Below are 25,187 nucleotides of genomic sequence, written 5' to 3' on the forward strand. Positions count from 1 at the left end.
CAGCAAAGATAGTCATCAAAGCACTGGATTTAAAGGCGAGTTCCTAAAATTTAGGGGACGAACAAAAAATTTAGAGAAAATTTCGTAAGCCTAGCCCCGATGGCTATCGGGGTTTGGTTCGTTCCGATAGCTATCGGAATCATCAATGGAAAAAATGAACAGGTTAAATATTTAGGACAGGATTGGTATAAAAAGAAGATTTTGGTTATTTTATTCCAATTTTAGCCAAAATGCTCAATGAGTTGGTTTAAGTAGTATCTTTGTCTGTAATGAATAAAATGAAATCACACACCAGAACACGCGCTCAAGAAAGTACAGGCGCTATAGAAAGATTGTACATAACAATGCGCCACCTCTTTAACCGTGGGTTTTATAAGCCTATGGGCGTTTCGGGGGAATCGCTTCGGGAATCGTTGCTCATCCTTCAGCCCGAGATTTATGGCTCTATAAAAGATGAGAAAATTGAACTTCAGGGCTTGCTCTACGTAATGGACCGTTTACCTGCGGGCATTGAAGAGTGTAGGTTTATAAATCTTACCAGCGATGAAGGGTATAAAGACTCACATTTTGAGCCTATTATCCCAATGAAACGCCGTAGAAACTGTTACCGAATTGACCCCGAACAGATGAACATTGAGGTTACACGTGGGCGTTCGGAGATTTATGATATTCTTACCCATCTTACCTTCCTTTTTATCGAGTCGCACAAGATTATGAAGCAGGTGCTCATTAACGAGAAAGGCGCGGTAATACGCGATTGGAAAAAGCTGGAGGAAACGGTAATGAAAAAGGGCAAACTTACCCAGAAGGAAAAAGAGGTAACCCTAACCCATACTGCCAATTTCTTGGGAAGAACCTTTGAAGAGGTAAAAAACGTATATCCGTACTTTGCTACGGAGCAGAATGAAAACCGGTTTTTCAATATTATTTACTTCCTTGGGAAGCTTGCCATAGATGAGGTTTTAGAAGATAAGCAACGTATTATTACGTTTAGTCCCGTACTTCGTGAGCGCTTAGGCCATCATATTCATGGCGAATTATGGGCGTACCGCATAAAACAGAGCTTACAGAAAGATGGATTGTTAGATAGACCCATCCATATTATCAGTGCCAATATGCATAGTGTAATGAACAGTTTGTATGCCCCAAAAGCTTTGCCTACCGAGTTCGGCAAGAAAAAACCCATGCAAGTGTTTGAGGCTTTGAGTAGCCCCACCAGTTTAAAATTGCGCGAAAAGGTTGCAAAGGTAGCGCATTCAGAAGGTATGGTCTTTCTTGAGGACGAAAGCGGCACCAATATCGATATTCAGATAATTGATACGGCCAAAATAAAGACAAACGCTTATACTGAAGGCTTAAAAGATCTGGATGACGCCCAGAAGCCGGTTATAATTGTAATGGACTATGCCTTTGGCGAGCAAGCTTATGAAACCATGGATGAGCTGTTAAAACCATTTATAACTAAAAATAAGGATCCTTATTTTCTCAACGTTGCCTCGGTTTCAATTATGGGGAAGGCAGGTATTCTAGAAGGCGGGAAAGGAGATATTATGATTCCATCCGCCCATGTTTTTGAGGGTACGGCAGATAACTATCCCTTTGTAAACGAACTGGAGAATGAAGACTTTAAGGATGATGGGGTTAAAGTATGCACTGGAACCATGATTTCGGTCTTGGGAACATCACTTCAAAATAGGGATGTCCTTAAGTTTTTCCACGATTCTACTTGGAATGTAATTGGTCTGGAAATGGAAGGAGCACATTACCAAAAAGCAATTCAGGCAGCTTCAAAAATCCGTAGAAGTATTAGCTCAAATGTAAAGGTTCGCTATGCGTATTACGCTTCTGATAACCCGCTTGAAACGGGAAGCACTTTAGCCTCTGGCGGATTAGGAACAACAGGGGTTAAACCTACCTATTTAATTACCGAAAAGATGCTAAATCAAATATTAGACACGTCTAAAGATTAATTTTTATGAACGATAAAGTACTGGTTACCGGAGGAGCAGGGTTTATAGGGTCTAATTATGTGGACTATGCCCTTACCCATTCAGAAGACGAGATTTTTGTACTGGACAAGCTTACTTATGCCGGAAGTTTAAAGAATTTGGAAGGTGTTTTAGATAAAATTACGTTTATAGAAGGAGATATTTGCGATGCCAAATTAATCGATAAACTCTTTGCTGAACATCAATTTAAAAAGGTCGTTCACTTTGCTGCAGAGAGTCATGTTGACAATTCCATTTCGGGGCCTTCGGAATTTATTCAAACCAATATTGTCGGTACGTTCAATTTGGTTCAAAGTGCGTACAAAACATGGATGAATGCACCCAATGATTTAAAAGATGAGTTCAGTAATGCGCGTTTTCTGCACATATCTACTGATGAGGTTTACGGCACCTTAGGAGAATCGGGACTTTTTACCGAAAAAACCGCTTATGCGCCCAACAGCCCGTACAGTGCTTCAAAAGCATCGTCAGATTTTATTGTGCGCAGTTATTTCCACACGTATGGCTTACCCGTTGTTACTACCAACTGCTCTAATAATTACGGGCCCAATCAGCATAAGGAAAAACTGATTCCTACTATAATCCGGAAAGCTATTTCTGGAGAGCCTATCCCAATTTATGGCGATGGAAAAAACGTCCGAGATTGGCTTTATGTAACCGATCATTGCCACGGAATTTATTTAGCATTGGAAAACGGGAAACTCGGCGAAACCTATAATATTGGCGGCCGAAACGAACGTGAAAATCTTTATATAGCTGGTGTTATTTGTGAATTATTGGACGAAATGCTTCCCAAGACATCAAGCGGAGCGAAGAAAACTTCGTATAAAGAACAGATAAGTTTTGTAAATGACCGTCCAGGCCACGATTTTAGATATGCCATTGATGCTTCAAGAATTGAGGAAGAGCTGGGATGGAAGGCCAAGGAAAATTTTGAAACGGGTATTGAGAAAACAATTGCTTGGTATTTGGAGAATAGAGATCGATTATAAAAATCGGTCACGAACCTGCCTAACATGCCGGGTAGTTATATGAATATGTAACCATCTTGCAAGGTTTCCCCGACGAAGGAGGGAACCTTGTAGGTAAAAACCAGAAACATAAAATATCGATTAAATGAAAGGAATAATTTTAGCAGGAGGTTCAGGTACGCGTTTGCATCCGTTAACATTGGCGGTAAGTAAGCAATTAATGCCAGTTTATGACAAACCCATGATTTATTATCCGCTATCAACACTTATGCTTGCTGGTATTAGGGATATATTGATTATTTCTACACCGCAGGACCTCCCGTTGTTTAAACAGCTTTTGGGCAACGGAAATAAGCTAGGATGCAACTTTGAGTATGCCGAACAGCAAAACCCAAATGGTCTTGCCGAAGCTTTTATTATTGGAAAGAAGTTTATTGGTAACGATAAAGTAGCCTTGATACTTGGCGACAATATTTTTTATGGTTCTGGCTTAAAGGAGCTGTTACAAGCCAATAATAACCCCGATGGTGGCATTATCTACGCCTATCACGTTTTGGATCCTGAACGTTACGGAGTTGTGGAATTTGACAAGAACGGAAAAGCCCTTTCCATTGAAGAAAAGCCGAAAAATCCTAAATCTAATTACGCAGTGCCAGGTATTTATTTTTACGACAATAGTGTGGTAGAAATAGCCGAAAACATAAAACCCAGCGCCCGCGGCGAACTGGAAATAACCGACGTAAACAACGTGTATTTAAACCAAGGCAAGCTAAATGTAGGTATTCTTGACAAAGGAACAGCTTGGTTAGATACCGGTACTTTTACTTCTTTAATGCAAGCCGCACAATTTGTGGAGGTTATTGAAGAGCGTCAGGGTCTAAAAATTGGTGCAATTGAAGAATCTGCCTACGAAATGGGCTATATTTCAAAAGAACAATTAGTAACTTTGGCCCAACCCTTATTAAAAAGTGGTTACGGAAAACACTTAATTCAACTCGACTAAATTTTGGAACTACAAAAATCACCGCTAGAAGATTGCTTTATACTAAAACCACGGGTGTTTAGAGACGAGCGTGGTCTTTTTTACGAAACCTATAACCAAAGGGATTTCGAAAAAACTACCGGACTAAAGACCGAATTTGTTCAGGATAACCAATCGGTTTCGTCCAAGGGGGTGTTACGTGGCCTGCATTTTCAAAAAGGGAAAATGGCGCAAGCAAAATTAGTTCGGGCGGTTAAGGGCAAGGTTTTAGATATTGTGGTTGACCTTAGGAAGAACTCCAAAACCTTTGGAAAATCATTTTCATTGATCCTAGATGATGAGGAACACCTACAACTTTTTGTACCAAGAGGTTTTGCCCATGGGTTTATTACACTGTCGGAAGAATCTGTTTTCTCCTACAAGTGCGATAATTATTATCACAAGGCTTCAGAGGGCGGAATAATCTATAATGACGCAACCTTAGCCTTAGATTGGCATCTACCAAAAGAAGAATTTATTATCTCGGAAAAAGATTTGGAACTATCCACTTTTAAGGAAGTGGTATCTTCCATCCCAAGTTTTTTTTAAAAGAGAAGGGATCGGAAATTGCTTCATATTATTGAAAAAATTGAGATATAGGAATTAAGAATAAGTAAAAGTCCTTTTTGGGGATTTATGGGATGAAAAAAATACTAGTTACAGGTGCAAACGGGCAATTGGGAAGCTGCATAAAAGACGCGGCAGCCAATTATCCCGACCTTGAATTTGTCTTTGTTTCAAAACAAGAACTGGATATTCAAAAAGAAGAATCACTAACAGATTTCTTCAGAAAGAACAACTTTTCCCATTGCATAAACACGGCGGCTTATACCAATGTTGAAAAAGCAGAAAGTGAAAAAGAAAAAGCCTTTGCAATAAACGCCGAAGCCGTAAAAAACCTCGCCTTGGCCTGTGAGGCGAACAACGTGATTTTGTTCCATATTTCTACAGATTACGTTTTTGATGGTGAGAAAGGCGTGCCGTATCTAGAAACCGACTCACCCAACCCCATCAATGTTTACGGCGCTTCTAAGCTAAAAGGAGAGCAGTACATTCAGGAAATTTACGATACGTTTTATATACTACGCACCTCGTGGTTGTATTCGCAATACGGGCATAACTTTCTAAAAACTATTGTAAAATATGCTGGCGAGGGGAAGCCGCTTACCATAACCACAGAGCAAACGGGAACGCCTACCAATGCAAATGATCTGGCGGAGGCCGTATTGCAAATAATTGCACAAGATTCTACAGCTTATGGCGTTTATAACTTTAGTAATAGCGGCGAAACAACCTGGTTTGGCTTTGCCGAAGAGATACTAAAGCAGACCAAAAAATTAAAAGATGCAAATCTTGCAAAGACCAACCAATACCGTACTTTTGCCGCACGGCCGGTGTACAGCGTTTTAGACAATACAAAGGCGTGTAATAAATTAAAATTAAACCATAAAGACTGGCGTGAAAGCCTAAAGTCTGTACTAAAAAAGATAGTCATTAATTAATAAAATTGTTGTTTATGGCAGAGCAAAACGCATCGGAAGAGGTTGATTTGGGATATATGTTAGGGAAATTTAACGACTTCTTAAAAAGTTTAGTAAGAAGCTTTTTCTTGGTTCTAGACTTCTTTAAAAAATACATAATAGTAGTCATTGTCCTTATACTTATCGGCTTTGCTTATGGCTATTATAAAGACTATACAGAGGTTAAAACGTATAGCAATGAACTGATAGTAATTCCAAACTTCGGAAGTGTAGATTATCTATATAACAAGGTAGAAGAGGTTAATTCAAAAGTTTCTTCTAAAGACTCTGTATATCTTAAAAAAGTACTGGATACCAACTACACAAAGCTTAAACTAATAGAGATTGAACCCATCGTCGATTTATACAACTTCATATCTGAATCACGTCAAAATATTGATATTCTTAAAATCATTTCTCAAAATCAAGATTTTTCAGAATATGTAGAAAACATGACGACTAGTAAGTATTATAAGCACCACAGGATAAAAATATTTACGAAGGGAAAGGCATCTTCAGAAGAAATAATTAGTGATTTATTGGGGTATTTTAATGAGAACAAGCACTTTCAAGAATATCAAAAAATATATAAGGAAACAAAAGATCTTGAAGTAGGTGAACATTATATTATGATAGCTCAACTAGATTCACTTATAAAAGCGAATTATGGCGGCTTGAGAGCGGGTGCTTCTGTTTCAGTAAACAATATTTCAGATCAATATAATTTGGTAGAAAAGAAAAGACAAATAGTAGATAATCTACAGCGTCTTAAAATAGAGCAAAGTGATTATAGTGTTCCTATTAAAAGCATTAGTGCCAATTATAATATGGAGCCTGAAAAACTCTTAAATATACCGAATAAGATAAAATATCCTTTGGTTTTAGTTTTTCTATTCTCTTTTATATTTTTCGTCCTATATGTTTTTAGAAGTTTGAGAAGATTTTCTAGATTAGATTAAGTACTTGGACCATTAAAAACTGTTGTGATCCTTTAAATAAAATTAAATGTCTAAAAAGAACTTAATAGTATTTGGTACTCGACCAGAGGCTATAAAAATGGCACCTTTAGTAAAGGAATTTTTAAAAAACGAGGCCTTCGAAACTACTGTTTGCGTTACCGCCCAACATCGTGAAATGCTAGATCAGGTATTGGATTTCTTCGAAATAACTCCAGATTTTGATTTGGACTTAATGCGTCCCAACCAAAACCTATACACTTTAACGGCAGCTATAATTGAAAACATGAAACCCGTTCTTGATGAGGTTCAGCCGGATTATGTATATGTTCATGGTGATACTACAACGTCTATGGCCGTGGGGATTGCAGCTTTTTATAGCGGGGCCAAAATCTGCCATGTGGAGGCTGGCTTACGAACTTTTGACAGGCAGTATCCGTTTCCGGAGGAATTTAACCGGCAACTAACCGGAAAAATTGCGGACTATCATTTTTCTCCAACCGAGCTTTCTAAAAGTAATCTATTGGCTGAAAATACCAAAGACGAAAACATATTGGTAACTGGAAACACGGTTATTGATGCACTTCTATATGGAATTGAAAAAGTAAACGCTGAAAACTTCAAAGACGAAGAAATTGAGAATCTAAAAACAATCTTGGATCTTCAGAATAGAATAATTTTGGTAACTGGGCATAGAAGGGAAAACCATGGCGACGGACTTATAAACATTTGTGCGGCTCTTAAAACAATAGCCCAAAATAATCCAAATGTCCAAATTATTTACCCGGTTCATTTAAATCCAAATGTTGTTGGCCCTGTAAACGAATTGCTAAGTGGTGTTGAAAATATTCATTTGGTATCACCATTGGCATATCCGGCTTTTATTTGGTTAATGGAAAAGTCATATTTAATCATTACGGATAGCGGTGGCATCCAAGAGGAAGCACCTAGCTTAGGAAAACCGGTATTAGTAACAAGAACAACTACAGAGCGTCCTGAAGCCGTAGATGAAGGAACGGTGCTTTTGGTAGGAACAGATCAAGAAAGAATTGTTAAGGAATCAGATAAACTGTTGAACAATACCGAATATTATAACGCCATGAGTATGCTACACAATCCCTATGGCGATGGAAAGACTTCAGAACGAATTGTAAATTATATTGAACAAATACAAGATGGAAAGTAAACCCTCGGTAGTGATGATGGGGCTTGGCTATATTGGTTTGCCAACAGCTGCACTAATTGCAAGTAAAAAATTAAATGTTACTGGTGTCGATATCCGTAAACAGGTGGTTGATACCATCAATGAAGGAAAAATTCATATTGTAGAGCCAGAACTTGGTGGTCTTGTTCACTACGTGGTAATGGAGGGGTATTTAACAGCTTCAACCCAAGCTATAACGGCCGATGTTTATTTAATTGCGGTACCCACTCCTTTTAGAGAAAACAATATACCTGATCTTTCTTATGTTGAAAGTGCGGTTAGAAATATAATTCCTACGTTGCAAAAAGGCGCCTTAGTTATTTTAGAATCTACAAGCCCTGTTGGAACCACTCGTAAAATACAAGAGATTATTTTTGAGGAACGTCCTGATTTAAAAGGTGAAATCTATATTGCTTACTGTCCAGAACGCGTATTGCCTGGAAACGTAATCTATGAACTAGAGCAAAATGATCGTGCTATAGGCGGTATTGACGAAGCCTCAACAGAAAAGGCAGTAAACTTCTATCAAAATTTCGTAAAAGGCGAACTGCATAAAACCAATGCCCAAACAGCTGAAATGTGTAAACTGGTTGAAAATGCATCACGCGATGTTCAGATTGCTTTTGCCAACGAACTTTCAATGATCTGCGATAAGGCAAATATTAATGTATGGGAGCTGATCCACTTAGCAAACAAACACCCACGTGTAAACATTTTACAACCCGGAACGGGCGTTGGCGGTCATTGTATTGCCGTAGATCCGTGGTTTATTGTTTCTGAATTTCCAGAGGAAGCAAAAATGATTCGTTCTGCCCGAGAAATAAACAATTATAAAACAGATTGGGCTATTGAAAAAGTAAAAAATACCGCCCTTCAGTTTAAGATAGAGCACGGAAGAGATGCCGTGGTAGCTTGTATGGGGCTTGCTTTTAAACCTAACATTGATGATTTAAGAGAGTCTCCTGCGCTACATGTTGCACAACAATTAAAAACCGATGGTTTTAAAACCCAATTTGTTGAACCAAACTTAAAAGCACATGATGAACTCAATTTATCTACTATATCGGAAGCCGTTTCAGAATGTGATATTATAGTGTTTTTAGTGGCGCATAATGAATTTAAAAACCTGGAGATTGATTCCGAGATTCAAGTTTTGGATTTTTGTGGAATTTTAAACAACTAGCAGGCCAATTTTTAAAAGAATAATACAATGAAAATACTATTTGTAAACCCACACTTAAAGATGGGAGGAATAGCAAATTCGTTGTATAACTTACTTAGTGAGCTTCAAAAAAACAATCAATATACTTTGGAGCTGGTGTGTTTTAACCCTTATTTCGGTGAGAAATTTGATTCTTTAAACCATACTGTTAAAGTCCACGCACCATTTTTTCTGAAATGCTTGTATATCAGCTTTAAAGAAGCAAAAAAGCATTTGCCTTGGTATCTTTTGGCTGTTTATTTACTTGTTAAGCCCATTTCGAAAGTTATAGGAGATAAAGGTTCTAGAAAAATAGCAATGCGATACTTTTATGGCAATTGGAATAAAAAAACGGAGTATGACGCCGCTATTTCGTTTTCCAATGATATTCCCAGAACCGATGCAGTACTTGGAGCGAATGATTTTGTATTGACTTCTGTAAAAGCTAAGCAAAAAATAGCTTGGATACATAATGATCTTGATAAACTGGGATTCACCAGAGAATATATATTAGAACGCTACCGCAATTTTGATAAGGTGGTTTCTGTTTCAAAAAGCTGTAAGGAAGATTTTGATGGTTTAGCCCCTGAGTTTGCTGCGAAATCATATTTAGTTCATAATTATATCGATCCAAATGTAATTATTGAAAAAGCAAAAGCCTTCAATCCCTATTTAGACAAGGAGGATCACGTTATCTTTGTTACTGTTGCACGAATTGAGAACACACAAAAACGGATTGATAGAATTATAAAAATAGCTAAGGAGCTCAAGGAAAAGCAATACGCTTTTAAATGGTACATTATTGGGGATGGCCCCGATCTGGAAGCATTAAAAACCCAAGCAACGTCCTATGGCTTAAAGAACAATATGGTTTTTAAAGGGTTTCAACAAAACCCATATCCTTATATAAAAAATGCCGATTGTTTTGTCTTATCTTCCGCGTATGAGGCCCAGGGCATGGTTTTAAGTGAGGCTATTATGCTAAGCACGCCAGTTATCACCACAGATTTTCCTGCAGCTAAGGAGTTTGTTATAGCAAACGTAAACGGAGAAATTGTTGGCAATAACACAGATGCATTGTTACGTGGCGTTGAAGCTTTTATACAAAACCCTGATACTCTTGTAAAATTGAGGAAACAAGTGGAAATTGAAAATGCTACAAATGCCATTGCAACAAATGATAGTATTGAAGAATTCAAGTTGATACTAACTACGTAATACAAATAGATGGACCCAATAAAAGGCAGCGTAATAAAAGGGGTAAAATGGACCACCTTGGGCACCATGGGTGTCGCGATATGCTCGCTTTTAAGATTGTCTATTTTAGCGCGTTTTCTAGATAAAGCAGATTTTGGGCTCATGGCCCTAACGCTCTTTATTTTGGGCATTATCAACCTTTTTATGGATATGGGCTTAACCTCAGCAATATTTCATAAACAGAAAATTTCCAAAAATGAATACTCAAGCCTTTACTGGATAAACTTGACATTTGGAGTTTTGGTTTTCGGTATTATCTTTTTTGTATCGCCTTATATCGCATCTTTTTATAACGAACCCCTGTTAGCACAACTTATTGTAATTATGGCTTTGGCGGTTTTAGCAGCAGCACTTGGCGGCCAATTTAAGACCATTGAACATAAAAACCTCAACTTTCGTATCATTGCCCTTGTAGAGTTGACCAGCTCAATTATTTCCTTGGCTTTAGCTATTTTTCTTGCATATTATGGATTTGGAATATATGCTTTAATCTTTTCTGCTTTGTTTCAATATGCAGTTCCCAATTTATTCTTTTGGATTCGAGGCGTGTCATTAAACCCAGTGCGTTTCCATTTTAAATACAGTGAAGCTCTACCATTTTTAAAGATTGGTATTTATGAAGTGGGAAGCCAGTTTGTTAACTTCTTTAATCGCGATCTGGATATACTTATTATCGGAAAGCTCTTTAGTACAGAGCTATTAGGTGGTTATAGTTTGGCAAAACAATTGGTTTATAAACCTGCACAGATTATAAACCCGATAATTACAAAAATTGCAAATCCGTTGTTGGCGAAATTCCAAGCAGATATTTATGTGCTAAAGGAAAACTACCTAAAACTCATAAACATAATCTCATCGCTAAACTTTTTTGTTTATTTGGGAATTATAATTTTCGCTCCTCTAATTGTCAATATATTGTACGGGCCAAAATATGAAAGTATTGTGGTCTTGGTTCGTATCCTTTCTTTATATATGTACCTTAGAAGCTTAGGCAACCCAATTGGAAGCTTGGTAATTGCAACCGGTAAAACCAACCTTTCATTTTATTGGAATTTGTTCTCCATTGCAATAATGGCCATATTTGTTTTCTTGGGAAGCATGATTTCTATACAGGCCGTTGCTTGGGCGGTTACCATAGGGTTTATGTTTTTATTTGTTCCCAATTGGTGGTTTCTGGTAAAACGAATGACCGGTGCCAGCTTAAGTGAATTTATGTTTGCCATAGTACCCAAGCTGAATTTAAAGGAAATCAAGCAATTAATTTTTAAAAAGTGAATTTAATTAACTTGGTTTCAATATTATTTTAAACTGTGAACGATCGAATTTAAAAAGAAATGAAAAGTATATTGCGAACATCTGGATTATGTATTTCAATTATTGGACTCCTGCTCTTTATTGGTTCCTGTAGCAATAACAATAGCGATCATGCAAACCTTGTTAGTGATGGTTCACATGACCTAAGTCTTCCGCAGTGGGGACCTTATACCAAAAAATACGTTGGAATTTCCCACATTCCAAATGTTGAAGAAGGACTTCGTTTTGACCTGGCTGTCTTTCCTTCATTTTACAACAAAGCTATCACCCCGCCAGATGTTTTAAAAACCTCCAATTTTCATCCGTGGGAAGCTTCTCCCAATCTTGAATATTTTTCATATCGCCATGATTTAGAATGGAAAGACAAGGTATATGCAGATATAGCTTATGCAAAAATAGATGATGACGCCAGAGCAATTAAAATGACCTGCGTAAATAATACCGACACCATACAGGATTTGGCATTGCACATGCTAGCTTCCATGCATTTTCCTCCATTAGCACCGCATAAACCTGAAGTACCGTTAAATTACGCTAAAGTTAACCTGCCTGAAAATGGAATCTGGGTTGATGCATTAGATTATGAAACCTTTACTTTTAAACACCCTTGGGTTAAAGACCAGTTGGTTCCAGACGGTATGCTTCGGGGGGAAGTTCGCGAAAACGGACTTGTAAATGGAAGTGGTATTGGTAAGGGATTTGGAAAGAGAACAGGCGATTTGGTGACGTATCAATTTTCAATCCAAGAAAATATTAAAGATGCGGTAATTGCCATTCGTTATAAAACTGAAAAAGACGATGATGCAAAATTGCAATTAAACGGAATTGTAAATACTAATATAACTCTCCCTGCATCAGCAGCTCTCAATATGATTAAAGTCCCTCTTGGGGAAGTAAAAAAAGGTAAGTTTCAATTGAACGTGGAAACCAAATCAAAATCGCCACTAGTTATTGATGGCTATGCTATTGTTTCACAAAGTGACTTTGATGCTATTAAAATTGAACCCGTTAAATGGAATAGTGTTCCTAAAATAGTTAAGGGGCCTAGTCCAAACTCAATGATTCTAAAGTACGAAAACACAGATACCTATTACGGTGTTTCTTGGGATTATCCCGACTATAAAATGGCTGAATGGTTCGCAAAAGATTTGCCAAATAACTTTAACGAACAGCTAAACGCGTCCGAAAAAAATAAATTTTATGGCGATAAAGGAGGGCATTTTACGGATGCAGCAATTCAACAGATAAAAATAGATCCCAATGCATCCAAAACGGTTAACGCAATGGTTTGTTCAGGAAATCTAGAAGAAGTAAAAGCCCAGTTGAAAGATGTAGCGAATCTAAACTATCAAAAGGTTTTTACAGCAGCTAAAAAGAATTTGCACCAATACAATACAGTTCCGGAAGGAGAAAAATATTTGTTTAGCCAAAAGAGGATGGCTGCTACCACCATATCAAATGTAGTTTACCCTATCTACACGCAACATCAATACATTCGGCATCACGCTCCTGGCCGTAAGTGGGATTGCTTATATACCTGGGATTCTGGGTTTATTGGTATTGGGCTTACGCAGTTAGACCTGCAGCGAGGCACCGAGAACCTCAACGCCTACTTAACCGGTCCTGAAGAGCAATCGGCTTTTATACATCACGGTACGCCACTTCCTGTGCAGATTTATTTATTTCAGGAATTGTGGAACAAAAATCAATCTGATGATTTTTTAAAGGAAGAATACCCTAGATTAAAGCGATATTATGACTTTTTAATAGGAAACACGAGCACTTCTTCTACTCGAAATTTAGACTCTGGCCTTATCGCTACTTGGGATTATTTTTATAATTCTGGTGGCTGGGACGATTATCCGCCACAAAAATATATGCATAAAAATAAAATGACCAAAACTACGGCCCCAGTAGTTAGTTCTGCCCATATGATACGTGTCGCTAAAATCTTAAAAATGGCTGCTGAGGCGCTTAATAAATCGGACGATGTAAATGGGTATATTAAAGATATAGAGAGTCTCTCTACGGCTTTAAATGACTATTCGTGGGACGAGGAGAGTGGATACTATGGCTATGTACTTCATTCGAGTTCTGGAAATCCTGAAGAAATTTTAAAATATAACGATTCCATCAATTATAATATGGGCTTGGGTGGTGTTTCGCCTTTGATAGCGGGAATTGGTACTGAAGATCAAATAAAGAAAACCCTATCTCACCTTAAAACGAAAGGAGAATTATGGTCTGATGTTGGTTTGTCAACCGTAGATCAATCTGCGCCTTACTTTAACCCAATAGGATATTGGAATGGTCGCGTATGGATGCCACACCAATGGTTTTATTGGAAAGCAATGTTAGACCTTGGCGAAGCAGATTTTGCCCATAAAATTGCCACAACAGCTCTAGATGTATGGAAACGCGAAACAGAAAAAACCTATAATTGTTACGAAAGTTTTTCCATTGAAACAAAAGGTGGCAAAGGTTGGTATCAGTTTAGTGGGCTTTCGGCACCAGTGTTGTCTTGGTTTAATGCCTATTACCAGATAGGAAATCTTACTGCGGGGTATGATGTTTGGATTGAAAAGCAAAAATTCAATAAAGAATACACCAAACTAGAAGCCTCATTGAAAGTGATGGATCATGCCGACAAGCCTTTTTCTTTAATAGCTTGCCTTAACCCAGACTATTCCTATGATGTTTATTGGAATGATAAAAAGGTCTCGCACAAGGAGTTTAATAAAGGAACTTTGAGTATTACAATTACGAGTGATTTGAGTGTTGGGGATTTGAGAATTGAAAAAATTAAAGAATAATAACATTTGGAAGTTTTTCCTGTTTTATGCTCTTAAATCTTCACAACCTTTTTTGTGCTATTTCTACCTTGTTTATAAACCTTTACAAAATATATTCCCGAAGCTAAACTTGAAACATCAACTTGAGAATTTGATGTTTCTTTTATGAGGCTACCTGTTATAGAATAAATACGAACCGAATTGAAAGGCTCTGGTGAATCAATAGACAAAATATTTTGAGTGGGGTTTGGGTATAAGGTAAACTGGACATCTTGAAAATCTTCTGTTCCTAATGTGCAATCTCCGGTGTAAGTTGCTGTACTATCTTTACACCAACGGTCTTCATAACAATCTTTATTGTTGGCATCATCGTCGCAATCTACCATAATAATATTAAGATTGGGGTTATTATATGCATACATGCTAGTCATATTGTGATTGTTTCCGTTTCTAATATTTAAATAGGTTAAGTTGTTTTCATCACAGAATAACTCCTGAAGCATTGTGTTTTGTGATAGATCTAGACTAGTTAATAAGTTTCCTTTACACTGAAAATATTCAAACCTTGTGTTTTGTGATAGATCTAAACTTGTTAATAAATTTTCACTACATGTTAGAGTCTTGAGTAGAGGGTTTTGTGATATATCTAAATTAGTTAATGAGTTTTCATCACAGGATAACGATTCAAGTATTGTATTTTGTGTAACATCTAATTCACTTAACTGGTTATAACTACAACTTAATGATTCTAAATTTGCATTTTGGGTTACATCTATATTAGTTATTTGATTCCCTGAGAAACCTAAGATCTTTAGATTTGGATTTTGTGATACATCCAATTCGGTTAATTGGTTACTATTGCACCATAATAATTCTAAATTTGGGTATTGTGTTATATCTAAACTGGTTAATAGATTCTCAGAGACAGATAATTCTTTAAAATTTATATTTTGTGGCAATATTAAAGTTGCCAAAAAGTGGTTTTGAACACAAGATAATTTTTCTAGGCTCAAATTTTGTGACAAATCTAGACTAGCTATCTCATTATAATCACAATTTAAAAATTTAAGATTTGTATTTTGCGATACTTCTAATTCTGTCAAAGCATTCAACTTAACATTTAAGTTTTCAAGGTTTGTGAAGCTCTGGATTCCTTCGAGAGAGGTTACTAATTGGTAATCACCAACAATTAACCCTATAACAGCCTCTGCTTCAATAACTTGAATTTGTCCATCATTATTTGTGTCTGCTGGAGAATCGCCGTACCCATCTCCGTTCGTATCAACACAATTGGTGTTGACCAAGACATCTAGAAAATTAGAATCTGGAATATTTACAATTTGAGCTTGTGCAATACTGCTTAAGAAAAAAAGGAAAATAATGTAATAATTTTTCATTGTGATTCTTTTAATTTTTTAAGACCTTTTTGACTGTTGATCCTTTGTTCGATTGAATTTCAAGATAATATACCCCTGCAGGAAATGATTTAAAATCAATTTTTTCAAAATCATTATATAAATTTCTTATTCTTTTACCAGATATACTGAAAATGGCTATTTCTTCAATATTTAAACCATTTGCAGTTTCTATGGTTATGAAATCCCATACGGGATTAGGATATACGGCTATATTTTGAATTAGAAAATTATCTTCCACACCTATCATTTCACATTCCGTTTGACCTTCCATTTCAACAAAAATTGTAGTAGGGTCAATGTCTGTCCAGTTTATGGTGCTATAATCACAATCATCAACATAAATATAAGGAAGGTTTGGATTGTTTATTACCACAAATTCTTGAATCATTGTATTATTGCCATTTCTTATATCGACATTTAATAGGGAGTTATTTTGTCCAAAAAGACGGACTTCCCTAAGATTTGGGTGATTTGATATATCTAGTTCCGGAAATGAATTTTGGCCTGCTGTTAAATACTTCAAATTTGAATTTTGACTTAAATCTAGATTTACAATAAGATTATTGGCACAGGCTAGCTCGGTTAAATTTGTATGTTGGCTTAAATCTAATTGGGTTAGTTGATTGTTGCTGGCTGTTAATGCATATAGATTAGCATTTGGATGGAATGGAATATGAGGAAATTGATTGTTGCTGGCATCAAAATATCTCAAACTTACAAAATCTTGAAGACCTGTTAGGTCACTAATATTTTGGCTTTGAAGATCGAGCGAGGTAACTCCAGAAATATTACTCGTTAAAATATAATCGTCCAAAACATCATCTAAACCTAAATCGATTAATGCTTGTTCAAAATTATCGTCTGGCACATAAGTAGTCTGCGCACTTAATACTAAAAAAGGGATTAAGCATAAAATAAATGTAAATTGATATCTCATATGAGTGAACTTTATTAAATATACGAAATAATTTAACAGTATTTATTATAGACACCTAAATTTATAATCCTATAAAATTTTTTTCACCATCTTTTTCATACTTAATTTTCCCTTCTTGAATACTGATATTCGAAACTGGACTTTTGTAAGCTGGAGATTGAACCTCTATTACGGTAATTAATTTATTGCTCGCTTTCTGAACCTTAACTTGATAAATTGGAACTTTGGAATATTGGATTCTCGATCTATAGGATTCTTCTAGAGTGATTTTATCATTCTCCGTAAAAGACTTTACGGTTGCGGTAATATTCTTTGGAAAAGTGATAATAACACTGTTTTCTGAAACTTGAGCCTCTGTAGCTTGTTCTCCAAAGTTAAATTGTTGACTTATGATTTTAATCAGATTTGGATATTCTGATTCCGCCCAATCTTGTAATATTATTACGTTCGGTTTTATATAATACAATTTTCGTTTTACAGTTATGGAATCATACATTCCATGCTCCCCTGAAACAATTTCTACGTCATCGCTTTTTGAATATCCAGTCAGCTTAGAATATTGCTCTTTCTTTCCTGCCCAATAATCCTTATTGTTTATCGCAATAGTATTATGGGCAAATACTGACATTAGAAATGGTCTGTATTCTTTTTCATATCCATAGTATCCTTGATCAGTTAGAATATCCACTCCCAAGGTTTGAAAAATGAAAGATAAATCGTCATTATGCTTATGTGTACGTGAGTAATAATTTGCAAAAAGAGCCACATAGCTACTATCGTCTTGTTGGGTTCTTAAGGTGGCAATGTTGTTTTCAAAATTTACCATTGAAGGTAATCTCTTTCCTCCCAAAACATCCAAAACACGCTGATCATTACCGAAATCATTTGCTTGTCTTGTATTTAGTATTTCCGTTTGGCTGTCGCCCCATAACGGAAAAGTAAGGTCTGGTTTCACTAACTGTAGGAGCACGTCATTCTTGCGCAGTATCTTTAACTTGAAAGCTGGATTTATATCTTCTTCCTCAATAAGTGAAAGGATACCCTTATTTAGATTGTGGTTAAATATATGATAAGTAGTGGAATGCTCTCTTGCAAGACCCGTAGGATCGATAACCTTATCGATGTTTTCTATGGTTCGTGTTGCTGTTGGATAATATATATATTCATAAAATGTAGGATTTGCATTTGTAATCTTTGCTAGGTAGAGTAAGCTTCGATCCATCATTAAAGAATGGTTATGTGCCCTATAATTTTCGGGTTTCGTCATAAAACTTACATTTAAGGAAATATGATCAAAAGCATTTTTGATAAAATTTGTGTCTGGATCCTTCTGCTCCAATTCGTTGGCAATAGTCTGAAGTATATGTAATGTCCTAAAGGCAACTGCGTGGTCATACCAAGTATATTCGGAGGTTTTTTTATCTAATGATGGATGCTTTTCAATATAGTTTAAAGTGTATTTTTTGGCCTTTTCATGGTATTCTATTTTCCTAAAATCATGATATGCATGGTTAAGTATAGATACAAAAAAGAGCGCTTCATAGTAATTTTGCCAAGTATTGTTTTTTTCTGGGTTTTCAGTCCAAGTTATTTTATCAATTGGAAGATAATATGGTTTAAAAGAGTGAAGCACTACAATGGAGTCTTTCATTATTAAATCTGCAAACCTTTTATTTTTTATGGTATCATAAGGAACCGTTCTTGGGATATCTTCGAAATGTAAATCTTTTGAAATGTCATATAAGCTCAAAGAATAAGAAGTGCTGTCGGGTTCTATTTCTATAGATGTATCTTTTAATTTCTCGATCTTTCTGTCATCAGAAATATTACTACTACATGAAGTAAGCAGTACTATTGTAGTTAACAATAGGCAGTAAATTTTTTTCATAATATTTGTTATACAAATTCAAAGGCAATTATACGATTAAAGTTAAAGATTGATAACTATTGCCAATATTAAATTTAGAGTAAATTTGCCATAATATTTTTGTCTAATATAGTTACTCCTTTGTGAAAGTAATATACCAAATTTTATTAGTATTACTCTTCTTGCTCATTAGCACGGTAGATTACAGCAGCTTAACCTTGATAGTACTGGTATTATTAATAGGGAGCGTATGGATAATTGATAAAAAGGGAAAACTCCGGATACCACAATATTTATACCTTGCCTTCTTTATCTACTTTTTCTTTTTAATAATTGGTTTTTTTTACACGCATAAAAACCCAACAATAGATATCAAGTTTCAGATCTATGGCTTTCTCTTTTATTTATTTTTATTAAATGTAAAGAACTTTAATTTTTTAAGATTTCTGTTCATTCTTAATTTTGCAGTTTTTGCAGTTTATGTATTGCTTTATCTGGGGCTGTTGCCCAATCTTTGGTCGTTCACCGTTATTGGTTACAGAGGTAGAGTCTATGGGCCCGCTATTATTCCAATTGTTTTAATAAGTTTTTATTACTTAGTAAACAGAAAACCCTTGGACTTAGCATTGGGCTTGTCTTTTCTTTTCGCTATGCCCTATCTTGTTCTAACCACCAACCTAATGAACATGGTTATTGCGGCTGTTTTGCTGTTCTTAATTATTGCGAATTTTAGGAAAATTTTTAAACCTGGTTATATCGTAATCAGTATTTTAATTATTGCATCGAGTATTGCATTTTTTAATTCAGATTTTGCGCCGCCTTTGATAAAGGAAAAACTCCCTTACGTTCTTAAACCAACAAAATATGCTAGTTTAAGGATAAGAATAGAGGATTTTGGAAAAGCAGTGCGATCGGAAGATTTTGGTGTGGTACAAAAGATTTTTGGAAAAGGTTTTGGTGCAAGTACAACAATTTATCGCGAAAATGAAGAGGTTCAGGCCTTCAGTCAATTTTTCACATTTCAGGAAATAGATAATGGATTTTATTACATATATCACCGGGGTGGTTTCCTTTTACTTTTCATATTCTTTATCCTGCATTTATACCTGTATTTAAAACTACCCACCCTGAGAGCAAAACTTGGGTTCGTATTTTTAGTATTATTTACAAACCTCTTATCTATTCATTATTTTAATAATGTTTTTTATTTACTAATTCCATTCTTGATACTTGAATCTACAAATTCAACAAAACTAAGGTTTACGAAAAATTTACCAAATGAGGAATAGTTTATATATAGTGCCCAATCTCAATAAAGTTTCAGGAGGACCAAATACTAGAATCAATTCGTTCAAAAGCATATTTAAAGCGAGGGGGAATTTTGTCTTTTATAAAGCCAATAAGCTTAAAACTATTTTTAAAAGTTCAGATGTAGCTTACGTTGAATCTGCCACCAACCGCATCGCACTTATTGATATCCCATGTCTTTTTTTTCTAAAATTGCGTTCAAAGAAGACAGTAGTTTTTATCCGCGATATTTATATAGAACTGTTCCCAGAGGAATACAACACTTTAAGAGGCAAGATTACATATATTGTCAATAAGCTGAGTAATTTTTACCTAACCTGGATTTCTACCTCCATGGTTTTTCCCACCAAGGAAATGGGAGCCGTTTTTTTTGAAAAGAATAAGTTCTTCCCGAAGCGACCTTATACCGATTTGCCTCCGGGAACACGCGATATTGCCCCAAACCGAATTCTACCAGATTTTTCTAAAAAACTTGGCATTCTCTATCTGGGAAGTTTGGGCTATACAAATTCTGGGTATCAAAACTTCCTTGACTTTGCCGAAGCCTATAAAAATGAATGTAATTTCTTTATTCTTTCGGGAGATAAAGATTTAAAAACCAAAGTCACGGCAAAGCACATAAACTTAAACAAAGTACCTAGAAATGAAATTCCGCAGTTTATTGCGGAAAATAATATTGCCTACGCTTTCCATACGCGCCCAAGAAATATGTACGACGATCTTACGTTTCCTATTAAAGTATTTGATTTTTTAAGTTTTCAGCTTCCATTTTTTACTGAAAAACACATTCCTTTAAAACATCTATTAGGCAACGATTATCCACTTTTTGCATCTTTTGAAAACAAAGCGGAAATCAATCGTAAAATAGAAACGATTCAGGCTCAGGAATATCAAGAATTAGTGGATTTGCTTAAAGCGATAGCCCTTAACAACACGTATGATAAAAGGTATAAAAAGTTATTGGAACAATAAATCGCCCTGGAGGATATTTTTTGAGGCCGGCACCTATTTATTTGTTGCGACCTTGCCGCTATGGGACAATTTAAACACCATAGTACTTTGGTTTTTTGTCGCTTCTTCCATTTTTCTGTTGAAGCCTAAAGAACGTCTAGAAAACATCAAAAAAAATAAGATAGCATTCTTTGGTCTGCTTGCACTTTACCTTTTATTTGTAATAGGCTTATTCTTTTCAGAAAACACAAAAGTGGCCTTGCGTGGTATGGAGCGCACCTTAACCTTGGTGTTGATACCGTTAATTATCTTATCTCATAAACGCGAAGATTTTAATCTGAAGAAAATTTATGTTTCGTTTGGTATTGGTCTCTTTACCGGGATGGTTATTTGCTGGGTGGTTATAATTGAATCCATTTTAACAAATGCTACGCCCTGGGTACAGGCTGGATATTTTTTTAAATGGGTATATAATAGCTGGAATGCAGTAAAACCTTTAGATGGACATCCTAGCTATTTTGCCGTAATGTTGGTGTTGTTTATCGTTGGACTAGTACGGATGCCCGAGTTTAGTAACTTGCGAAAAAAGAAATTAAAATTTGGGCTCTTGTTGGCGCCATTTTTTCTTTTTTTGATTGAAACCAGTAGCAGAATTGGAGTAATCTGTCTGGTTCTTATCCTTGCTATTACAATTTTAAAAAAGATTGAAATTAAAAGAATATTTTATGTGATAGGTTTATTCGTTATTCTCGCTCTATTTTCAATAAAATTTGACTTTTTGGGATCTAAAATGGCAACCATTGTGGACACCGACGGAAATATTACCCTAGATAGATATGATAGATGGGGTGTTATTTTTTCTGATTTTAAGGAACAAGGAAACTGGATTTTTGGTGTGGGTACTGGCGATGCACACTCACTGTACAATATAGCCTATAGTAAAGGTGGGTTTATGATTGCTTTAAAAAATGAGTATAATGCCCATAATCAATATTTGGAGTTTTTAGTTTCAAATGGTCTTTTGGGAGTTTTGATTTTTTTAATTGTATTTCTCATATTTTTTCAAAAAACAAAACTGAAGGGCGAGGCATTAAGCCTTTTTATAATACTAGTTTTGTTTTCGGGTTCAGAAAGCATTTTTGGAATAAGCAAAGGGGTGTTTATATTTTCCTTCTTTTATGCCCTTTTTATTCTTTGGTATTCAAAGCAAACGGTACATGGCAACTAAAAAACAACGATTATTCCTTATATCCAATATGTATCCATCTGCAGAAAATGTGCGGTATGGTATTTTTGTGAAAAATTTTGAGGGTGCCGTTTCAGATTTTTTTTACGTTGAAAAAGTAGTGCTTACCAAAAAATATTCTTTATCATCAAAAACTTTAGGCTATTTAAAACTATACCTTCAAATAGCAAAGCTCTATTTTAAATGTAAAAAGGATGATTTGGTATATGTACATTTTCCGTTGCATGTAGCACCAGCACTACTCCCATTTTGGTGGCTAAATAGAAAGGTTATTTTAAACTTTCACGGCAGTGATCTTATCTTTAATTCTACTTTTAAAAAAGGCTTATCTTTTTTCTTGATACCGGGGTTGAGAAAGTCGTTCATGGTCTTGCCGTCAAATTATTACAAAGAAAAACTAAAGTCACAATTCAATGTGTCTGCTTCCAAATTATTTGTTTACCCTTCTGGTGGCATAAACAACAAAGTGTTTTCGCCAAGCGGAAGAGAGAAAGTTGAGAGCTCTAATTTTGTAATAGGTTTTGTATCAAACTTTATTGAAGGTAAAGGATGGCGCATTTTTCTCAATGCTCTTAAAAAGATTAAAGAAGAAAAAAGTATTACCAATTTTGAAATACTGATGGTTGGCGATGGACCAGATAAATCAGAAATTCTAGATTTGCTTGCTGAGATAAATATTAAATTTGAAGTCATTTCAAATGTTTCACAAAAGAAGCTCGCAGCTATCTATAACCAAATGGACGTTTTTATTTTCCCTACCTATCGCGAAGAAGAAAGTCTTGGGCTTGTTGGTCTAGAGGCTATGGCTTGTGGCATTCCAGTAATAGCTAGTAAAACAGGAGGGCCAATGGGATATGTGGAAGAAGACAGTAATGGGTTTCTTTTCGACAAAAAAGATGTTGGAATGCTAACGGAAAAAATTCTTGAATTTTATTCTAGGCCTCAAAGTGAGAAGGATGAAATGAAAGATAATGCAATCGATACTGCCCAAAGCTATGATTCGGTTACGGTAAATAAACAGCTTGTGGAATTTTTAGAAAATTTATAAATCTTATCTTTACAAACAAAGAATAAATTGTGACGAGTACAAAAATAGAAATCCTAAACACCACCATTGACAACCTCTCCATGCAAGAAACCCTTGCTTTGGTGAAGGAAAAGATTCAGAAGGGAGAACAGCTGCATCATGTGGTAGTAAATGCTGGTAAAGCGGTGTCTATGCAAAAAGATCTTGAACTGCGAAACAGCGTAAACCAGTGCGATATTATCAATGCTGATGGCCAAGCAGTGGTTTGGGCTTCAAAATTTTTAGGAAAACCCCTTAAAGAACGCGTTGCCGGAATAGACTTAATGGCCAGCCTAGTTGAAATGGCACATAAAAACAACAATAAGATTTTTCTTTTCGGTGCCAAAGAAGAGGTTGTAAAAACCGTAGTTGATAAATATTCCCAAAACTACAATCCAGATATTATTGCAGGATATAGAAACGGTTACTTCTCAGCATCCGAAGAAGAGGAAATTGCCCACCAAATTGCCGATAGCGGTACACAGATGCTTTTCGTTGCAATCTCATCACCCATCAAGGAAAACTTTCTGTATCGTCATCGGGAAATTTTAAAAAATGTAAATTTAATTATGGGCGTAGGTGGCAGCTTTGATGTAGTTTCTGGAAAAACAAAACGCGCTCCCGTATGGATGCAAAATGCCGGATTGGAGTGGTTCTATCGCTTTGCCCAAGAACCAAAACGAATGTGGAAACGCTACCTAGTTGGTAATTCAAAATTTATTTACCTGGTAATGAAAGAACGTTTCTCAAAATAGAGCTATGAATTTTCACTACCCACTCCCACTACCCACTAATATCTCTTCTCTCACCGCTAATATCTCACCAGACTTTCCTATCTTCCCCTAAAATTTAAAAACATAGAACAAAAACAATGAGGATACTGCTTGCTGCCATATACCCCTATGTTTTTTTACTGCTCTACCTCACTATTCCTTTTGACGATTATATAAGAGCATTGCCAAATATACTTGTGGCAATTTTGGTGGTTGCATTTCCTTTTGTTGTAAAAAAGGAGGATTTTCAAAAATTGAAATCGCCTGCCATAGTTCTGTTTATTGGCTTTTTAATATATCTGGTTATCAACTCAATCTTTGGCGGAAGATTACTGACAGATTTCAACATTATTAAAAAAGTGTTGATTGTTGCTGGGCTGGCAATACTTTATATCCCTGTAAATGATGCTAACTCACCCGCAGGACGCACGGGGAAAATAAACGGTGCCATTATCTTTTCGGCTTTGGCAGCCATTATTTTTACGGTTTATAACTTTGTGCTTATTACCCATAAAACAGGACACTTTGCCCTTGGCGACTCTCCGGAAATTATAGAGTCGCTCCTAATAGATAGGTTGTATTTAGGGCTGCTTAGCGTTTTTAGCATTGTAATATCCTTTCAGGCCATTCGGAAAAAATACCATCCAAACAACAACTATTATTTAGCGAATATTTTTATCAACTTACTTTTTATAATCTTGATTGGTTCTAAAATCGCGCTTATTTCCATATTTGTTCTGGTGCTTATTCAACAGTTTTATGGCCAACCTAGGGTTTGGAAAGTGGTAATAGGTGTAGTTGCATTGGTAGCTGTATTGGGGTTGTTATTTCTTATTAAAAATGAAAATGTAAATAGGAACTTGGCAAGTGAAAGCCCTAATTCTCCTCCAGCTTTTATTGAAAATACATTGACGTATGAGTTAAGAGCTGTGGTCTGGAAAAGTGCGGCAAATATAAGTGACGAGGAAGGCTTTTTGTTAACAGGAATTGGCTTTGACCAAACTAAGGATAGACTGGTATTGGAGTATAAAAGCAGCATTGCAGATGCTAAAAAGCGGGATAGGTTTGTTTCCGAACGTTACAACACTCATAACCAGTTTCTAGATTTCTATTTAAGTGCGGGCTTATTAGCGTTAATTATTTTTCTAATTTTTATAGGTGCCAGCTTTATAGCAACGAGAAAACAATTTTTACCCACAGCCATGCTCTCAATCTTGATACTATATTGTCTGGTAGAAAATCTGTTTAACAGGCAGATTGGAGCGTATTATGTTGGTTTTATTTTGATCGTACTCATGACAAGTGCTAGAACATCTAAAAACAACGAGATAAAAGAGATATAAAAAGAATTGCAAATTGTATTTTTGCAAACGTTT

At 35.8% G+C, this 25,187-nt stretch carries 20 protein-coding genes; 17 read left to right on the top strand and 3 right to left on the bottom strand.

Translation table 11 applies throughout. The features are described 5' to 3' along the window. The first annotated feature begins 269 nt into the window (after nucleotides 1–269). The 11 genes from QPK98_RS11145 to QPK98_RS11195 all read left to right on the top strand — a co-directional run bounded on the left by QPK98_RS11145 (nucleotide 270) and on the right by QPK98_RS11195 (nucleotide 14,266). Nucleotides 270–1,970 carry a DUF6909 family protein gene (locus tag QPK98_RS11145; RefSeq protein WP_310993432.1) on the top strand — a complete coding sequence of 567 codons (1,701 nt, stop codon included), beginning with the start codon at nucleotides 270–272 and terminating at the stop codon, nucleotides 1,968–1,970. A 5-nt stretch (nucleotides 1,971–1,975) separates the two neighbouring features. After that, on the top strand, nucleotides 1,976–3,001 hold the full coding sequence (gene rfbB, locus QPK98_RS11150) for a dTDP-glucose 4,6-dehydratase (RefSeq protein WP_310993433.1): 1,026 nt from the start codon (nucleotides 1,976–1,978) through the stop codon (nucleotides 2,999–3,001). A gap of 124 nt (nucleotides 3,002–3,125) precedes the next feature. Beyond that, a complete protein-coding gene (gene rfbA / locus QPK98_RS11155; protein ID WP_310993434.1) occupies nucleotides 3,126–3,983 on the top strand; it encodes a glucose-1-phosphate thymidylyltransferase RfbA in 858 nt (285 codons plus the stop codon). Nucleotides 3,984–3,986: 3 nt separating this feature from the next. After that, entirely contained in the window at nucleotides 3,987–4,550 is a 564-nt protein-coding gene (gene rfbC, locus QPK98_RS11160) for a dTDP-4-dehydrorhamnose 3,5-epimerase (protein WP_310993435.1), read from the top strand. A gap of 92 nt (nucleotides 4,551–4,642) precedes the next feature. Beyond that, a complete protein-coding gene (rfbD, locus tag QPK98_RS11165; protein ID WP_310993436.1) occupies nucleotides 4,643–5,503 on the top strand; it encodes a dTDP-4-dehydrorhamnose reductase in 861 nt (286 codons plus the stop codon). Between the two features lie 14 nt (nucleotides 5,504–5,517). Next, nucleotides 5,518–6,480, top strand: a complete 963-nt coding sequence (locus tag QPK98_RS11170; protein WP_310993437.1) for a hypothetical protein — start codon at nucleotides 5,518–5,520, stop codon at nucleotides 6,478–6,480. Between the two features lie 46 nt (nucleotides 6,481–6,526). After that, entirely contained in the window at nucleotides 6,527–7,663 is a 1,137-nt protein-coding gene (gene wecB / locus QPK98_RS11175) for a non-hydrolyzing UDP-N-acetylglucosamine 2-epimerase (RefSeq protein ID WP_310993439.1), read from the top strand. Continuing rightward, complete coding sequence (wecC, locus tag QPK98_RS11180; RefSeq protein WP_310993440.1) at nucleotides 7,653–8,864, top strand: UDP-N-acetyl-D-mannosamine dehydrogenase; 1,212 nt, start codon at nucleotides 7,653–7,655, stop codon at nucleotides 8,862–8,864. The genes wecB and wecC overlap by 11 nt, the downstream gene beginning before the upstream one ends. A gap of 27 nt (nucleotides 8,865–8,891) precedes the next feature. Continuing rightward, complete coding sequence (locus QPK98_RS11185; RefSeq protein WP_310993441.1) at nucleotides 8,892–10,100, top strand: glycosyltransferase; 1,209 nt, start codon at nucleotides 8,892–8,894, stop codon at nucleotides 10,098–10,100. A 9-nt stretch (nucleotides 10,101–10,109) separates the two neighbouring features. After that, nucleotides 10,110–11,414 carry an MOP flippase family protein gene (locus tag QPK98_RS11190; protein ID WP_310993443.1) on the top strand — a complete coding sequence of 435 codons (1,305 nt, stop codon included), beginning with the start codon at nucleotides 10,110–10,112 and terminating at the stop codon, nucleotides 11,412–11,414. A gap of 59 nt (nucleotides 11,415–11,473) precedes the next feature. Further along, nucleotides 11,474–14,266: an MGH1-like glycoside hydrolase domain-containing protein gene (locus QPK98_RS11195; protein ID WP_310993444.1), complete on the top strand. Its 2,793-nt coding sequence runs from the start codon at nucleotides 11,474–11,476 to the stop codon at nucleotides 14,264–14,266. A gap of 32 nt (nucleotides 14,267–14,298) precedes the next feature. Here the strand turns inward: QPK98_RS11195 and QPK98_RS11200 are convergent, their stop codons facing one another. The 3 genes from QPK98_RS11200 to QPK98_RS11210 form a co-directional block, all read right to left on the bottom strand. After that, nucleotides 14,299–15,642, bottom strand: a complete 1,344-nt coding sequence (locus QPK98_RS11200) for a leucine-rich repeat domain-containing protein (protein ID WP_310993445.1) — start codon at nucleotides 15,640–15,642, stop codon at nucleotides 14,299–14,301. Nucleotides 15,643–15,652: 10 nt separating this feature from the next. Next, nucleotides 15,653–16,600, bottom strand: coding sequence for a T9SS type A sorting domain-containing protein (locus QPK98_RS11205; RefSeq protein WP_310993446.1), 948 nt, complete (start codon nucleotides 16,598–16,600; stop codon nucleotides 15,653–15,655). A 61-nt stretch (nucleotides 16,601–16,661) separates the two neighbouring features. Then, on the bottom strand, nucleotides 16,662–18,488 hold the full coding sequence (locus QPK98_RS11210) for a heparinase II/III domain-containing protein (protein ID WP_310993447.1): 1,827 nt from the start codon (nucleotides 18,486–18,488) through the stop codon (nucleotides 16,662–16,664). Between the two features lie 122 nt (nucleotides 18,489–18,610). On the opposite strand from QPK98_RS11210, the gene QPK98_RS11215 reads away from it, so the two are divergent. The 6 genes from QPK98_RS11215 to QPK98_RS11240 all read left to right on the top strand — a co-directional run bounded on the left by QPK98_RS11215 (nucleotide 18,611) and on the right by QPK98_RS11240 (nucleotide 25,154). After that, nucleotides 18,611–19,756 carry a hypothetical protein gene (locus tag QPK98_RS11215; protein WP_310993448.1) on the top strand — a complete coding sequence of 382 codons (1,146 nt, stop codon included), beginning with the start codon at nucleotides 18,611–18,613 and terminating at the stop codon, nucleotides 19,754–19,756. Further along, entirely contained in the window at nucleotides 19,746–20,747 is a 1,002-nt protein-coding gene (locus QPK98_RS11220) for a glycosyltransferase family protein (RefSeq protein WP_310993449.1), read from the top strand. Before QPK98_RS11215 ends, QPK98_RS11220 begins: the two co-directional genes overlap by 11 nt. Further along, a complete protein-coding gene (locus tag QPK98_RS11225; RefSeq protein WP_310993450.1) occupies nucleotides 20,713–21,954 on the top strand; it encodes an O-antigen ligase family protein in 1,242 nt (413 codons plus the stop codon). The genes QPK98_RS11220 and QPK98_RS11225 overlap by 35 nt, the downstream gene beginning before the upstream one ends. Continuing rightward, on the top strand, nucleotides 21,944–23,020 hold the full coding sequence (locus QPK98_RS11230) for a glycosyltransferase family 4 protein (protein WP_310993452.1): 1,077 nt from the start codon (nucleotides 21,944–21,946) through the stop codon (nucleotides 23,018–23,020). The genes QPK98_RS11225 and QPK98_RS11230 overlap by 11 nt, the downstream gene beginning before the upstream one ends. 29 nt (nucleotides 23,021–23,049) lie before the next feature. Continuing rightward, the gene (locus tag QPK98_RS11235) at nucleotides 23,050–23,793 is read left to right on the top strand and encodes a WecB/TagA/CpsF family glycosyltransferase (RefSeq protein ID WP_310993454.1); all 744 of its coding nucleotides are present in this window, start codon (nucleotides 23,050–23,052) and stop codon (nucleotides 23,791–23,793) included. A gap of 116 nt (nucleotides 23,794–23,909) precedes the next feature. Further along, on the top strand, nucleotides 23,910–25,154 hold the full coding sequence (locus tag QPK98_RS11240; RefSeq protein ID WP_310993455.1) for an O-antigen ligase family protein: 1,245 nt from the start codon (nucleotides 23,910–23,912) through the stop codon (nucleotides 25,152–25,154). The last annotated feature ends 33 nt before the right edge of the window (nucleotides 25,155–25,187 follow it).

Source organism: Aequorivita marina, from assembly GCF_031631895.2.
Lineage (GTDB): Bacteria > Bacteroidota > Bacteroidia > Flavobacteriales > Flavobacteriaceae > Aequorivita > Aequorivita marina.